At 38.2% G+C, this 13,074-nt stretch carries 19 protein-coding genes; 4 read left to right on the top strand and 15 right to left on the bottom strand.

All coding sequences use genetic code 11. From position 1 onward, the window contains the following. Positions 1-530 precede the first annotated feature (530 nt). Positions 531-701 (bottom strand): hypothetical protein, encoded by a 171-nt coding sequence (locus IQ211_RS15485; protein WP_189758370.1) that lies wholly within the window; start codon positions 699-701, stop codon positions 531-533. A gap of 53 nt (positions 702-754) precedes the next feature. Between IQ211_RS15485 and IQ211_RS15480 the strand changes: the two genes are divergently transcribed. After that, a complete protein-coding gene (locus tag IQ211_RS15480) occupies positions 755-997 on the top strand; it encodes a hypothetical protein (protein ID WP_189758369.1) in 243 nt (80 codons plus the stop codon). 361 nt (positions 998-1,358) lie between these two features. On the opposite strand, the gene IQ211_RS15475 is transcribed toward IQ211_RS15480, so the two are convergent. The 10 genes from IQ211_RS15475 to IQ211_RS15430 all read right to left on the bottom strand — a co-directional run bounded on the left by IQ211_RS15475 (position 1,359) and on the right by IQ211_RS15430 (position 10,172). After that, on the bottom strand, positions 1,359-1,517 hold the full coding sequence (locus tag IQ211_RS15475) for a hypothetical protein (protein WP_189758368.1): 159 nt from the start codon (positions 1,515-1,517) through the stop codon (positions 1,359-1,361). A gap of 132 nt (positions 1,518-1,649) precedes the next feature. Further along, positions 1,650-1,898, bottom strand: coding sequence for a hypothetical protein (locus IQ211_RS15470; protein WP_189758367.1), 249 nt, complete (start codon positions 1,896-1,898; stop codon positions 1,650-1,652). Positions 1,899-2,113: 215 nt separating this feature from the next. Continuing rightward, positions 2,114-3,334 (bottom strand): type II secretion system protein GspD, encoded by a 1,221-nt coding sequence (locus IQ211_RS15465; protein ID WP_189758366.1) that lies wholly within the window; start codon positions 3,332-3,334, stop codon positions 2,114-2,116. Continuing rightward, positions 3,331-4,401, bottom strand: a complete 1,071-nt coding sequence (locus IQ211_RS15460; RefSeq protein ID WP_189758365.1) for a zonular occludens toxin family protein — start codon at positions 4,399-4,401, stop codon at positions 3,331-3,333. The genes IQ211_RS15465 and IQ211_RS15460 overlap by 4 nt, the downstream gene beginning before the upstream one ends. Before the next feature lie 5 nt (positions 4,402-4,406). Continuing rightward, positions 4,407-4,694: a DUF2523 family protein gene (locus IQ211_RS15455; RefSeq protein WP_189758364.1), complete on the bottom strand. Its 288-nt coding sequence runs from the start codon at positions 4,692-4,694 to the stop codon at positions 4,407-4,409. Positions 4,695-4,705: 11 nt separating this feature from the next. Further along, the gene (locus IQ211_RS19655) at positions 4,706-6,505 is read right to left on the bottom strand and encodes a hypothetical protein (RefSeq protein ID WP_223281571.1); all 1,800 of its coding nucleotides are present in this window, start codon (positions 6,503-6,505) and stop codon (positions 4,706-4,708) included. 95 nt (positions 6,506-6,600) lie between these two features. After that, positions 6,601-6,858 (bottom strand): hypothetical protein, encoded by a 258-nt coding sequence (locus IQ211_RS15445; protein WP_189758363.1) that lies wholly within the window; start codon positions 6,856-6,858, stop codon positions 6,601-6,603. Between the two features lie 236 nt (positions 6,859-7,094). Beyond that, a complete protein-coding gene (locus tag IQ211_RS15440; RefSeq protein WP_189758362.1) occupies positions 7,095-7,298 on the bottom strand; it encodes a hypothetical protein in 204 nt (67 codons plus the stop codon). A gap of 135 nt (positions 7,299-7,433) precedes the next feature. After that, positions 7,434-7,859: a hypothetical protein gene (locus IQ211_RS15435; protein ID WP_189758440.1), complete on the bottom strand. Its 426-nt coding sequence runs from the start codon at positions 7,857-7,859 to the stop codon at positions 7,434-7,436. 240 nt (positions 7,860-8,099) lie between these two features. Continuing rightward, positions 8,100-10,172, bottom strand: coding sequence for a replication endonuclease (locus tag IQ211_RS15430; protein ID WP_189758361.1), 2,073 nt, complete (start codon positions 10,170-10,172; stop codon positions 8,100-8,102). A gap of 378 nt (positions 10,173-10,550) precedes the next feature. On the opposite strand from IQ211_RS15430, the gene IQ211_RS15425 reads away from it, so the two are divergent. The 3 genes from IQ211_RS15425 (at position 10,551) to IQ211_RS20205 (ending at position 11,837) form a co-directional block, all read left to right on the top strand. Continuing rightward, positions 10,551-10,769: a hypothetical protein gene (locus IQ211_RS15425; protein WP_189758360.1), complete on the top strand. Its 219-nt coding sequence runs from the start codon at positions 10,551-10,553 to the stop codon at positions 10,767-10,769. 184 nt (positions 10,770-10,953) lie between these two features. Next, on the top strand, positions 10,954-11,319 hold the full coding sequence (locus IQ211_RS15420) for a hypothetical protein (protein ID WP_189758359.1): 366 nt from the start codon (positions 10,954-10,956) through the stop codon (positions 11,317-11,319). Between the two features lie 266 nt (positions 11,320-11,585). Then, positions 11,586-11,837: a DUF2158 domain-containing protein gene (locus IQ211_RS20205; RefSeq protein ID WP_189758358.1), complete on the top strand. Its 252-nt coding sequence runs from the start codon at positions 11,586-11,588 to the stop codon at positions 11,835-11,837. A gap of 94 nt (positions 11,838-11,931) precedes the next feature. Here the strand turns inward: IQ211_RS20205 and IQ211_RS15410 are convergent, their stop codons facing one another. The 4 genes from IQ211_RS15410 to IQ211_RS15395 all read right to left on the bottom strand — a co-directional run. Further along, the gene (locus IQ211_RS15410; RefSeq protein WP_189758357.1) at positions 11,932-12,108 is read right to left on the bottom strand and encodes a hypothetical protein; all 177 of its coding nucleotides are present in this window, start codon (positions 12,106-12,108) and stop codon (positions 11,932-11,934) included. An 82-nt stretch (positions 12,109-12,190) separates the two neighbouring features. Further along, positions 12,191-12,364: a hypothetical protein gene (locus IQ211_RS15405; protein ID WP_189758356.1), complete on the bottom strand. Its 174-nt coding sequence runs from the start codon at positions 12,362-12,364 to the stop codon at positions 12,191-12,193. Positions 12,365-12,496: 132 nt separating this feature from the next. After that, entirely contained in the window at positions 12,497-12,745 is a 249-nt protein-coding gene (locus tag IQ211_RS15400) for a hypothetical protein (protein ID WP_189758355.1), read from the bottom strand. Between the two features lie 246 nt (positions 12,746-12,991). Beyond that, on the bottom strand, positions 12,992-13,074 hold an 83-nt coding region (locus IQ211_RS15395; protein ID WP_228011593.1), incomplete at its 5' end, for an IS1 family transposase.

The raw sequence follows: 13,074 nt of genomic DNA, 5'->3' as shown, positions 1-13,074 counted from the left end.
CAATTTAATAGAAGATGCTTCTTATGCATTATCAAAGATTGAAAAATACAAAAACACAGCCCAACTCCAAGAAGTTATAGATCATAATGATGGAACATTAGGTTTTATGAGACCAGGTGGATTAGAAGAACTACGAAATATAAAAAAGTTATTAGCTCCGAGCTAGAGACTATAAAAACATTTATAATCAATAAGTTACTATAATTTTAACACCTTAAACATGAGTGCTTAGTTCGTTAAAAATAAGCACTCATTCTATTAAACATGAGTACTTAGTTCGCCGTGTCCGCTGAATAGCCTTTTTTCTATCGACCGCTCTGCTTTCGTGAGTTTGATAATTCCGTGGTTCGCTTCGCTCACTGGCTTAGCAGGGTGAAGGGAAGGTTTCGTGTTCCCTGACTCAGTCCCCCCTTTGTATCGGCGGATTAGCCACTGTTATCCCATAACCTTTCGAGTACCGCCTTACATGCCCTAACGGGCATTTAATCCATTGAACTTAGCAACATTATGATAAAATAAACTTAAAATTATCAAAGCTCATCAAGACTTGAATCAAAAATAATTTTTTCTTGTCCATCTTCAAGGTGCTGGATTATCTGAAATTCCATTTCCTCATCGGAAGATTCTTCATACGCTGCTTTATACTCAGGATTTTTCATACACTCAGCATGTAATGCTGAATGTGTCTTCAACTTTTTCATAGGCCTTCCATTTTTACTAAAATATCGATATATAAGTATATGAGGTGATCAATATGTCAACAAACCAACTCAAATTACGCAATGCAGTTAAATTGTTAAAAGATTCAGGCATAAACGATGAGCAGGCAGAAAAGATCGTAGAAGTCATCACAGAACTATGTGATATCAATACCAAAACAAGCGTCGAATCAGAGAAACTAAAATCCAGAACAAATCTTAAATGGAATACATCATTACTTCTTATCTGGGGCACTATCGTGTTGATTGCCGTCATTAAATATATCATTTTCGGCTAATCTGTTACCTCCCGCTCTATAATCTGCTCCTATGATATGCATTGTCAGCGGCGATTTGTTCCTCCTGACTATCTCAGCCCTATACGCACTATTCCTGTGCCAGCCGTACATTTCTTTTGTCTCCGACCGTTCAGTTTTCAGGTCACTGATAACCCGCTAAAAGACGGCTTTGCAGGGTGAAGAAAGTGGCCGTGCTCCCCAATGAGTCCCCCCTTGTATCGGCGGATTGACAATGGTGTCCCCAATAACTCCAAAGAGCCGCCTTCCATGCCCGGAAGGGCATAAACCAAACAGGGGTAACAAATCGCCGTTTAAAATTTAGACGCTGGAACAGAGATCTTAATAACGTTTTCAAAATAGCTCATTCGGAAATTGAGTTTTTAGAACAGCATTCATCACTAACACCCCGAAAGTAAAGCTCTAAATCTTGTTTAGCCTCTTCATACGCTTTAATAAACTCAGGATTTTCTTCTCTCTTTTTCAATTCCAGTTTTTCACGGAAAGTCATTATCTTCTTCATTTACATTACCTTTTCGATAACAAATGATGATTTATTTTCTTTGATTTTACTGCATTGAAAGCGGCAATTTGTCATCCCTGACACCTCTTTACATCATAAAGATACCGTAAAGACAAATGAAACTAACGCCATTCAATAAAACCATGCAAAAGGTTTATTGTGTACCGGAAATGCCATTCCATCAGGATCGCTACCATTTAGTACCTTAGATAGAAGCTGTTTCACTTCCCGCCGTTCTGGTCTGGTCATCATCAGATTGCGATACCAAGACGGGGATTTATCAAACCATCTTTTACAACTTGCAAACCGTCTCCCTACCCGACGATAAGATTTTAATCTTCCATTAGGAAGACGATCACGACTCTGACTCTTTACAGACATAAAATATCCTCTAAGTAATTAATTACCTAGAAAATATCAAGTTGCTCATACCCTATAATTTGTTGCATATTTATCCCCTGTTATTTTCCAAAATTACAATTCCAATAAGACAAAAATAGACCTAAATTAAACCATATTCCGCTAAATTTAATCAATATAACGCTAAAAAGCTGTTCCGTTAGGATTCGCCTCCTCGCACGCTGTGGGGGCGAATCCTAACGTTTCACCTTTTTAGCTTGTAGAATGATAACTATATCGGTTTTTGTTTTCTCTTTACTGCTACTGGAAAACCACGATGGCATAAAAGATAAGCCTGTATTTACATCAGTATCTTTATTATCTGCCAATCCGCCAATCAAAATAATATCACCATCATTTACAGAAACAGACGTATGAATATTACGTTTAATCAAGGTTGGTGAGTTATTCACGCCTGTATGCGTCTTGGCAAAATTAGACAATTCCTGACTGATAGACAGATCAATCACATTCTGCCTGACCTCCGGCATAACATTGAAAATAACCCCCGAAGAACGATACTCAACAGACTGGACAGGTTTATCACCCGAATAACTGACATTACCCAGAACCGGCACATCTTCCCCGACAGAAAAAGAGGCTGACGTACCGGAACGGGCACGCAAAGACGGTGAACTCACCACGGTAAAGCGAGAGTCCGTATTGAACAACTCGACTAACGCATTCAAATTACCCGAAGAAAACTTGATAAAGTTATCCATACTCCCGCCTGTCGAGCCGCCAATCTGAATAGAAAAACGCTGGCTCAACAACTTAGCCGCTAAAGCCAGACCGGAACCGTTACGCTCTGTTGTCTGAACCTGATAAACATAACCGCCTACATAAACCTCGTCTGATATCGTATCAATTGAAGGTAACACCTGCTCTATACGTGAAATATCAGCCTTAGTCCCATAGAAAACCAACATATCCCCCGATGAGCCAAAAGAATTCGCCCCAGAGAAGTTATTGGGCGCTGTCGTTCCGCCCACATAAGCAGATTTAGAACCGCTATGACCGAAATTCCCCTGAACAATACTGGACAAAACAGATGTTAAGTAACTGACAGAACGATACTGAGGTTTATAGACAAAGGTATGTTGCGGGGCAACCGGTTCGACAATTTTTAGCTTATAAATGTAATCGACACCTGACTTCGTTGTCACACCGATACCCATATTCTTTAAGTAACGGACAAAGAAAGCCTTTTCGTCAAGGTCCGGTGTAATATGAAATGAAACCAATCTCGCATCTGTAATCACTTCTGGCGAAATCATAAAAGGCTTTTTAAACACCTGACTGTAAATAAAATTGACCGATTTTGGGATCGTGACACCATCAAGCGAAAAATTAACTCCTTTGGCAAAAGAAAAATAAGGAATAAAGAATAAAAAAACAATAGAAAAAATCCTGTTCATTTTGATACTCCACTAAAATAAGTGACTTTCTCCCCATCAACAAAACCGAACATCATAGTACCCTTACCATGAAAATCATTTTTATTAACCAGCCTTATATCACCAGAGGCATTTACTAAGGCTACATAGGTATAATTATCAACGCTTAAAACGCCAGAAATGCGCCATTTAGAATAAATGGGTTTTACTGCCTCTCTTTTATTCTCAGTTTTCATTTCATTAGGTAAAACTGAGAGGCCGTCCTGTAAATGAATGTTATTCCCCCCAATGCCGGATGCAACCGGATTATCGTTATCATAACTAGTAAAAAATGAATATATAACATAACCACTAACACAGAATAAAATCAGAAATCCAAATATAAATACCCATAATCTCGTTTGGCTAAAAATATTTTGACGAGAATCAACGACTAATTCTTTTCCTTTTCCACCATTCTGAGAGTGGTAAAGTTTAAATATATCCTTATCGTACTTATTTATATAATACGTCACCCGATTGGATTTAAAAAACTTAGCTTCATTATAAACATCTACACGATAACGATTTTTTGCACCCAGCGTAACCAATTTAGTCATCTTATAAGATGTTTCAATGCGCTCCCTTATAAATTTTGCCAAAGTACCTGTACTTTGATTCATCAAGACTAAATCACAAGTAACAGCAGTATCCGCATTTGAAAAATGACGATGTTCAGAGATAAAGGATTCATGCTCTTTGGTCAGATTTTTATCTGTTTTCCAAAATCTCCAAACTTCATCAAGACAAATCAAATCCCCTGCCTGACAAAAAGAACTATCACAGGAATAACCCTCTTGATCGTTACGCTTATAGGGAAAAAAACCATCCTGCATGACTTGTTCATCACTCACCTTGATGATTTCACCAAAAACCCCCTCCTTTCCTTTAGACAGCTTGATTGCATAATCACGAATAGCATCAGGGTTAATTCCATCAATATTGGTGACAATTCTACGGCCTTTCATGTAAGCCGGAAGAATAACGCTTTTAACACACTCGTGACTCTTACCAGAGCCAGGAACGCCAAAGTAAGCTGTGATAGACATAGCAATTACCCGATAAAAGGAAGTCGACGAATGATAAAACGGGTAAACCAAGCATCAATTAACAAATTAATCCCCATCACCCCTTGAAACAGATTAATGAAATACCAGACCGAATCAGGCAGTAAATCAAACAATGCCTGAAGATTCGAACTCTTAGGCAGCAATTCCACAATGACCGTCATGAATTCCTGTACAATAAAGTACAGGGAAAAGAAAATAATGAACTTAAGAACAGCCGCCCGGAAAAGATAGGCAAGTACTGTATTCAACGCAGAAAGCAGAAAACCGTACATAAAAACTCCCTTTAAGCATCCAGAACAATACGCAAAGCAAGAAAAGCCCAGACCAAAGACGTGATAAGCTCCATCAGCTTCCTATTTCTTTCTATCAGGTCGCAATGGCTATCAATCACCAAATCAAAATCAAACCCCATTAAAGAAAAAGTGGTATTTACCGTAGGACAAGCCGCTGACTTACCTGATATCTTAAAATCAGAAATAAAAGACATACCATCTATAATAGGCTGAGCAATTTCTCTTCCCGTTGGCGGTTTTTCCAAATCTGGAGCTTTAATTTTAGGATCAGTCCCTAAATCCACTTTAACATCAATATTACCACCGTTACCATTACCGCCGCCGTTATTATTAACCGTTGTTTCATGAGAAGATAAATCCAATTCAATATTCTGAATCGGCGAAAATAAATCAGCTGCGGTTAACTTATCATAACCTAACGACTTTAATGCATCACTGACCTCAGCCTCAGTGATATAATCACCATCATTGACATTAATCCCCTGATAATCATTTTGAGCGGCTGCATCATGTAATAAATCATTAATTAATTTGGCAATAATCGAATTATTTAAAGGTTCATCTTTCAAGATTGCCGTTAATTCATCGGCAGATACTATTTTCGCAGAAGAAGATTTATTTCTTTCATTAAAATAATTGCCATCATAATCATAATTTAATGAAGTAGAAACGTACACACTACTCTTCTCTGCACTGAAAAGATAATCTGACTCCTTTGGTGGTGTACATACCGTTTTGACCTCCATAGAGCCATCCTGATTAACAATGCGAGGATATTCACATGGATTATAAGAATTTTTTATTTCTTTCCTGTGAATCACAACAGGAACATAAGCACTAAAAGAAGTTATTGCATTAGGTAAAAATTTATGATCATCATCCCATTTAGAATCACTAACATTAGGTACAAAATCTAACACTTCCAAAGAATTAGACGAAAGAACGTAATCAAAACTCTCATTATCACCATTAACAGTATTGATAACAGGTTTTTTCCATGAATCACGTTCAAACTGCTTAACAACGGATATCAAAAACAACGCTTTCAAAGAACTCAATTTATCATCTTCAATATAAAAATAATCATCACTTGAACTTGGAATATTTGACGTATAAGCAGCTCGTTTATTATTAAGAAAATTAGACTGAACAACACCCGCAGGAACTGGATAAGATTCAACCCCATTAAGCGGAATGTTACTAACAAGAGAAGTACCTGACGAAGCTACCCTCCAATCAGAACCGACAGGTTTTGAATCATTACCATAAAGAATCACAGGGGAATTAGGCGATGGACGAAAATCAACAATCCGAGTTTGACCACCGATACGAACCTCATAATTACCGTTTTCCAGCTCAACACCATCGACAGCCACCTGCAAATTATCAGAACGAAAAGCATCAATCAGCTCAGAAGCTGTCATAATTCCCCCTGCAACAGTGACCCCTGCCCAAGTAACCTGTCCTGCTTTGCGTAAAGATGAATTCGCCGGAAAACTTGCCGCCCTGGATACTGCTGACCGAGACATTCCACTTACAGTTGCCGCTGATTGTCTTCTTATTGTTTCTTGCATAGCAGCCTCCGTTAACGGGTATTTTGTCACGGTCTGTTTTGCTGCTACCTGAATTGCCGTTCTCTTTGCCATCGTTTGTGCAATTACCCTTACCAATAATCCCGCCGCAAGAGCAGGATTAGCCTTAACAGGACTAGGCCAACCAACGAATAAAAATGAAAAGCAAAAAGAATAAACTATTAGCCTTTTAATCCTTGAATCACAGCCCAAGCGCATAATAGCCCCCAAACAAAAACAACCAAAGTTAATAAATCTGCGTGCATATAATAAAAAAAGGGGCTTTCACCCCTTACCTTATAAAATAAGCTAAATTAAGCACCTCTTACCATTTTCATTGCCCACTTAACACCTGCAATACCAGCAAGCAAAGTAATAATAGATGCACCAATTGACATAATAACAGGAAGCACATCGCCAGAAAGATTAATATTGCTTGTCAACGCAGAGTAATCCACAACGCCCGTTTTATTTATAGCCTCATCCGCAAAAGCAAATACAGGAGTTACAGCCAATGCAACAACTAAAGTTGCTTTTTTAGAAAAAAATTTACAAGAAGATAATACACCCATTTTTAATTTCCTATATTAAGCATGCCTTACCATGCGTATCATTTGACCTATACAAAAAGAAAAAAGATATAACATCATTACCGAACTAAACGCCAATCCCCATACCTTACCCAAATAAGGATAATCATAAGAGATTGGAATTTGGCTTGATATATCTAAAATTATCTTTTGACAATTATTGGATATATCACATATAGAACCATTTAAAGAGGTGCCACCCATAAAATAATCGCATTTTATTCTGATTTCCAATATTTATACAAACCATAAGAAAATATTAAAAAAGAGAAAACAAGTAATGAAAAAGAAAAACCAATGACAATATTTTGAGCATCAGAGCGAGGTTCATAAACATCTGACATATTTAAAGTCATCGAATAACAATCATCTTTAGATTTTAAATTACAAATAGTACCAGTAATATTTTTATCATTAGCCATAAACCCACCCTGAATAACAAAATAAGATGTTAGATACTTAACCGACAATTAAATCATCATCAAATTAAAAACCATTAGGCTTTTCTATAATTTAATCAAATTCTTCACTTTTTCCATAGGAACAAGAGAACGTTGTTATTTTTTATTACTCGTTAATGGCTTCCCATCAAAGCGTTGGATTGAACCTGAAACATATTGATACCAGACACCATTATTATCTCGTGATGTCGCCCATGCGCTCGGCAAAAATGAGACATATACGGGCTGCTCTGAAATATCTGCCTCAACAGATTTGAGGAAAATATAATCTTCTTTGGAGCAAACATACTTACGAAACTCAGTTGTTCGTACCTTTAACTTATGATCATCAAACGGCACGGCCAATACAAAACCAAATTTTTCTTTTTGCTTAAGCTCCTTCGTGCCATCGGAAGTCAAAATTTCTCTTTCTTCAATATCTGAAAGCACATGAGAAAAGTGCCCGCCTTGAACGGCCATTGCTTTAAATCCCTCAGGCATAGCATGCTTATACTGATAACGATCTACATAGTTCTGAATCATATTTTTTTCTCTCTCTATTTAGCGACAGTTATTGTCACGAGTCCAAGGAAAACAAAACAGTCTCAAGGTTCGTGACCTCACCTTGTGGCCGCTTTGTTTTCAAAAGACACAATGAAAAACATAAAAGACCATCTTCCGAGAACGAAAAACAAATAATTCTGACAGGCAATAACGATGCAGCATCCCTGCAACGTAATAAAGTATCCATTCGGGTATACAGCACACACAGAGAAAAACTCATCATGAGCGAGTACCGTCTAATAAACTTGGCAAGCGTCTCCCGTTCTCTGGCTCGTAATCATCTTCAAAATCATCAGAACCTTGTCCGAGACAATCAAGAAAGTCCTGATTTAAAGTTTTTTCATCTGCGCGCAAAAATGCCAACGCAAGGCGATCTGCTTCATTCATTCGTCTAACCTCACAATTTGTAAAACGAGTTATAAAAACATGGTGATGAAAGGTAAAACCATAAACGGCTTTACTCGCTGTTTCTTCGTAACAATTCTTTTTTTCTTCACCATCAATAATCTGAGTCAGGTAATAAGGCTGTGCCACAAAGTCCGAGAAAAAACCGCCGCTTAACTCGATATAACGCAAAAAATTGCCATCATCAGCGGCAAGGCGTAATTCTTCCAATTCGAATTTTTCATCATCAGTAAAATGCTCCAATGAAATATCTCCTTTTTTCAATGGATGGCGCAAACGCCGTAACTGACGATAAACGGTAACACTTGGGCAACCAAAGAACTGGAAAAGCCGAATTCCTGAAACACGTGACCAAACAGAAACACGCTGTACAGCATTCTGAAATGAAGTCCCTGAATATTTGTCGTTCAGCTCTGAAATGCCTTTAGCGTCCTCAAATCCTGCCATCTTGGTAATATATTTAATGATATAAGAGAAGCCATCCCCCTTTTCGGGATCGACCGCAGTCACTTTTATACGGTGCTGTTTTGCTCCCTTCTCATCTGGCGAATCCTTAAATACTTCTTCCTTAAAAATCGATAAAACTGTATCAAGATGCTCAGGCTGAGAATAAAACAATATATTCCAGTGAACACAGCCATCTGCGTGTGGCTCAACTGTCCGCAATCCTGGAATAGTGATATCGTGTTTATCCAAGCGCTTACGGACACGAGTAAACGTGTCCAGTAACCATTGATGAGAATCACGAACAGTCGGCATTCCATTCTCAATCCATTGTGGGTTTTCAGTATGAAAAGCCTTACCTGTTTTACTGTTCTTCACCGTTCTGACCGAATGAAAACGAGAAGGACAAGTCAACACAATAAAGTAACCTGTCAAGCCCATATCTTCGGCTAGTGAACAAACCCCTTTTGCACGAACTATCAACTCGACAACTCGATTTTTGCGATTAGAAACAGAGGAATCAAACGCTTCTTTCAGGCTGCAAACCAATTTTTCATCAGCATCAAAAATCCCCATTGCCTCAAGAAAGCGCAACGTTTTAGCATCCTTGCGCTTATAGTGTGAAAGTAACCAATCAGAGGAATATGGCTTTAATGGCGAAAGCATCATTAAAATACGGGAGATCTCAAGCACTCTGGTAAGGCGTTGTCTGTCCAAAAAACGACGAACAAAGTAAGGATTCATAAAACGCAAAACGGCGCCTAACTCCTTATATGCATTAACCAAATTCAACACAGTATCAGCAGGGAAATTAAAATCCTGTTCAACTCGATTCGTAATGATTTGAATAAAGGCATGACAAAAAGTATCCCGATCACCAGAAGATTCAAACCAAGACCATAAAGGCGAATCAGATAGTGAGTGAACAAAATCATCGGCAACCAGTTGTAAGTCCTCATCTGAACAGAACAGGTTAATGCCTTTTCCTTTGCCGTCTGGGGTTGCAAACGCCAAAGAATAAGCCATTTCTAACCTTGTTACTGCTTTCTCGACACCTAATCCCTTCACTAAACTACAAACAGCTTGCGCCACAGAGATAGAAAAAGACCCGAATCCAGATGCTAAGTAAGCAACATACATACGCCAATCCAGAGAAAACTCAGGCAATGAATCAGCTTCAAACAAAAAAATGACTTGATGAACACGTGAATCAAGAGAAGGTAAGAATGCCTCTTCCTGTTCCCCAAATACTTGAATATAACGTTGCCGGGAAAACAAATAATGGCGTTTTGACTGGGAGAAGCGAGCGACACTCGTTTGGTATTCAGGTTGGGATTGTAAAGGCTGATATTGACGATGAAATGAATCAAAGTAACCGTGATAGGCATTCAAAAACTGAACACCCAATTCAGCACGATCTGAATTTGAATAAACAACGCTCATAATCCCTCTTGTACTAGTTTAGGGAGTCAAGGGGTATGAACGTTTTTTTGTGCGGGAGGACGGGATAGATCGGAGCCTGATTCGCATAATGCACGTTATGTGTAAATTGCTGGGCTGCTCTGCGATTTTAGCAGCCCGCAATTCAACATAACGCCGGAGATTATGCGAACCAACGTAACTTTCAAAAAAGTACTGAGGTTTGACCCTGAGTACTCGATCTTTCTTGCCCTAAAAACTCTCTCAATTGGCGTTGTATACAAATCACTAATAACATTCTATATAGATAGAAAACATATCACATGTTTCCTGTCAACATGTCGTAGGCAACTTGCACACAAATTTTATAGAATAAAAGATTATGGTGAACGGAGGCTTCTAATGAACACTGCATCTACATTGAAAACTACTATCAGATTGAAGAAATCGGAGGCTATCGATTTACAGGAAAAGGCATTTCACTTAACCAAGAAAAACATCATGAGCGGACGGCAAAAGATTTATAGCGAAGCTGATTTGGTTCATTACGCAATCGAACAAATGCTAACCATGATCGCACTTGATGAACATGGCCACCTGATTTTGAAAAAAGATAGTTAGAATTTGGTCAGGTTCACCTGAAAGCCCGAAGATAACCTTAGACTACCCCCGTAGTACAGTACGGGGGTTTAGGTGACATCAATAATAAAAACAGAAAGGAAAAAATGCTTGTTAATGACATTAAAGAGTCATGTACTCTTTGGCGGGCAAAAATTGTACAACAACTGAAAGAGAGAAAAAAAGAATGGACTTATTAAGGAAAACGTTCGGCGGTTTAAATGGTAGTTACTTCTTCAGACATCTGTTTTTTGGTATGGCAATTTCAGTATTCTTCATCTGGCTGTTCAGTAAAAATCCAAATGCAAACCTCATTCGCATGATGATTTTTTCCTTAATCAGCGGATTGCTTTATCCCTACGCCCGTTTTGTCTATGAACAAATCACGGGTTTTCTGATGGGTGAAAATGTCTTTTTCGGCAACGCAATATTCATGCTAGCAATAAAACTTATCACCATGATCTTATGCTGGGCATTTGCCATCTTTATTGCACCTGTCGGACTGACTTACCTGTATTTTCATCATACAAGGCAGGAAAAAATCAAGGAGTAATAATGAGCTTAGGAATGGGGATAGCAATAATAGGTGGGATGATTTTATTCTGCGCTTATTTCTTCGGTAATGGTAAGTAATAACGTCTAAATCAAAGAGATTAGTATAATCGCGTTATGTGTAAATGGGTGGCGGCGGTTTGTGATTATCGCCGCTCACCCATTCAACATAACGGCATATCACATTATGCGAACCCAAGTGCACTGAAAAAAATATAAGCAGTTCCATATCGTAACTATGAAAATTTTCAATGGAGTTCTTTAATTATGTATCGAAACTTTTATGAGCAAAATTCAGGCCAAAACGGGTATCACCATCAAAGCTATCATTACTCCCATTACCAAATTGGTGATGTGGTCAGCTTAAAATCTGAGAATAAAAAAATGACTGTTGCATACCATAGTCAAAATGTAGATGGAACAGGAAATTATCTAATTGGGTGCTGTTGGCTCGACAAAAATGACCAATGCCAATGGGCAGAATTTAGTTATTTTATGTTAGACAAAATAACAAATTAAAAGACTCGTATAAGATACGTTATGCTAACATTCTAATATTATTCAACTTTTTAAGTCTGCCTATGATTCCGTATACACACCAAAACAAACTATTTCATGCCAGCCGAACATTTCTTTTGTCTCCGACCGTCCGGCTTCCTCGTCGTTGAAAGTTCGCCAAAGGCAGGCTTAGCAGGGTGAAGGGAGGGTTCAGTAACCCCCAATGAGTCCCCATTTGTATCGGCGGATAAACTGGCGGTGTCCCCAGCAACTCCGAGGAGCCGCCTTCCATGCCCTAAAGGGCATAAACCAAACAGGGGTAACAAATCGCCGTTTAAAATATAGACGTTGGAACAGCGATCCTAGTAACGCTTTCAAAATGGCTTATTCGGAAATTGAGTTTTTAGAACAGCATTCATCTCATCACTAACACTCCGAAAGTAAGGCTCTAAATCTTGTTTAGCCTCTTCATACGCTTTAATAAACTCAGGATTTTCTTCTCTCTTTTTCAATTCCAGTTTTTCACGGAAAGTTATTATCTTTTTCATTTACATTACCTTTTCGATAAAAAATGATGATTTATTCTCTTTGATTTTACTGTATTGAAAGCGGCGATTTGTCATCCCTGACACCTCTTTACATCGTAAAGATGATGTAAAGACAGACGAAACTAACAACGTTCAATAAAACCATGCAAAAGGTTTATTGTGTACCGGAAATGCCATTCCATCCGGATCGCTACCGTTTAGTACTTCAGATAGAAGCTGTTTCACTTCCCGCCGTTCTGGTCTGGTCATCATCAGATTGCGATACCAAGACGGAGATTTATCAAACCATCTTTTGCAGCTTGCAAACCGTCTCCCTACCCGACGATAAGATTTTAATCTTCCATTAGGAAGACGATCACGACTCTGGTTTTTCACAGACATAAAAATATCCTCTAAATAATTAATTACCTAGAAAATATCAAGTTGCTCATACCCTATAATTTTTTGCATGTCTGTCCCCTGCTCTTTTCTAAAATTATAATCAATATGTAACAAAAAAGAACTGTTAAAATTTAGATTAATCAATAACACGCTGTTTATCCTGATAATAAAGGCCGATACAAATCAATCGCTATGATACGTGAAAAAAATCACGTAACGGTCACGTATTCAAAATGTTGATTGGTCTTAAATATAATATTCTCTTTCGATAAAAGTCCCGATGACTTTGTCATGCATTTCCGGTGATTTTGAATAGCCTAATGTTTTAC

Source organism: Xenorhabdus griffiniae (assembly GCF_015163655.1).
Taxonomy (GTDB): domain Bacteria; phylum Pseudomonadota; class Gammaproteobacteria; order Enterobacterales; family Enterobacteriaceae; genus Xenorhabdus; species Xenorhabdus griffiniae.
This window is presented reverse-complemented; position numbering and strand designations above follow the sequence as displayed.

Bases quoted from the DNA above. Each gene is read 5' to 3' on its own strand.
- IQ211_RS15485 (WP_189758370.1), bottom strand. From the start codon at position 701: ATGAAAAAGTTGAAGACACATTCAGCATTACATGCTGAGTGTATGAAA.
- IQ211_RS15480 (WP_189758369.1), top strand. From the start codon at position 755: ATGTCAACAAACCAACTCAAATTACGCAATGCAGTTAAATTGTTAAAA.
- IQ211_RS15475 (WP_189758368.1), bottom strand. From the start codon at position 1,517: ATGAAGAAGATAATGACTTTCCGTGAAAAACTGGAATTGAAAAAGAGA.
- IQ211_RS15470 (WP_189758367.1), bottom strand. From the start codon at position 1,898: ATGTCTGTAAAGAGTCAGAGTCGTGATCGTCTTCCTAATGGAAGATTA.
- IQ211_RS15465 (WP_189758366.1), bottom strand. From the start codon at position 3,334: ATGAACAGGATTTTTTCTATTGTTTTTTTATTCTTTATTCCTTATTTT.
- IQ211_RS15460 (WP_189758365.1), bottom strand. From the start codon at position 4,401: ATGTCTATCACAGCTTACTTTGGCGTTCCTGGCTCTGGTAAGAGTCAC.
- IQ211_RS15455 (WP_189758364.1), bottom strand. From the start codon at position 4,694: ATGTACGGTTTTCTGCTTTCTGCGTTGAATACAGTACTTGCCTATCTT.
- IQ211_RS19655 (WP_223281571.1), bottom strand. From the start codon at position 6,505: ATGCGCTTGGGCTGTGATTCAAGGATTAAAAGGCTAATAGTTTATTCT.
- IQ211_RS15445 (WP_189758363.1), bottom strand. From the start codon at position 6,858: ATGGGTGTATTATCTTCTTGTAAATTTTTTTCTAAAAAAGCAACTTTA.
- IQ211_RS15440 (WP_189758362.1), bottom strand. From the start codon at position 7,298: ATGGCTAATGATAAAAATATTACTGGTACTATTTGTAATTTAAAATCT.
- IQ211_RS15435 (WP_189758440.1), bottom strand. From the start codon at position 7,859: ATGATTCAGAACTATGTAGATCGTTATCAGTATAAGCATGCTATGCCT.
- IQ211_RS15430 (WP_189758361.1), bottom strand. From the start codon at position 10,172: ATGAGCGTTGTTTATTCAAATTCAGATCGTGCTGAATTGGGTGTTCAG.
- IQ211_RS15425 (WP_189758360.1), top strand. From the start codon at position 10,551: ATGAACACTGCATCTACATTGAAAACTACTATCAGATTGAAGAAATCG.
- IQ211_RS15420 (WP_189758359.1), top strand. From the start codon at position 10,954: ATGGACTTATTAAGGAAAACGTTCGGCGGTTTAAATGGTAGTTACTTC.
- IQ211_RS20205 (WP_189758358.1), top strand. From the start codon at position 11,586: ATGTATCGAAACTTTTATGAGCAAAATTCAGGCCAAAACGGGTATCAC.
- IQ211_RS15410 (WP_189758357.1), bottom strand. From the start codon at position 12,108: ATGGAAGGCGGCTCCTCGGAGTTGCTGGGGACACCGCCAGTTTATCCG.
- IQ211_RS15405 (WP_189758356.1), bottom strand. From the start codon at position 12,364: ATGAAAAAGATAATAACTTTCCGTGAAAAACTGGAATTGAAAAAGAGA.
- IQ211_RS15400 (WP_189758355.1), bottom strand. From the start codon at position 12,745: ATGTCTGTGAAAAACCAGAGTCGTGATCGTCTTCCTAATGGAAGATTA.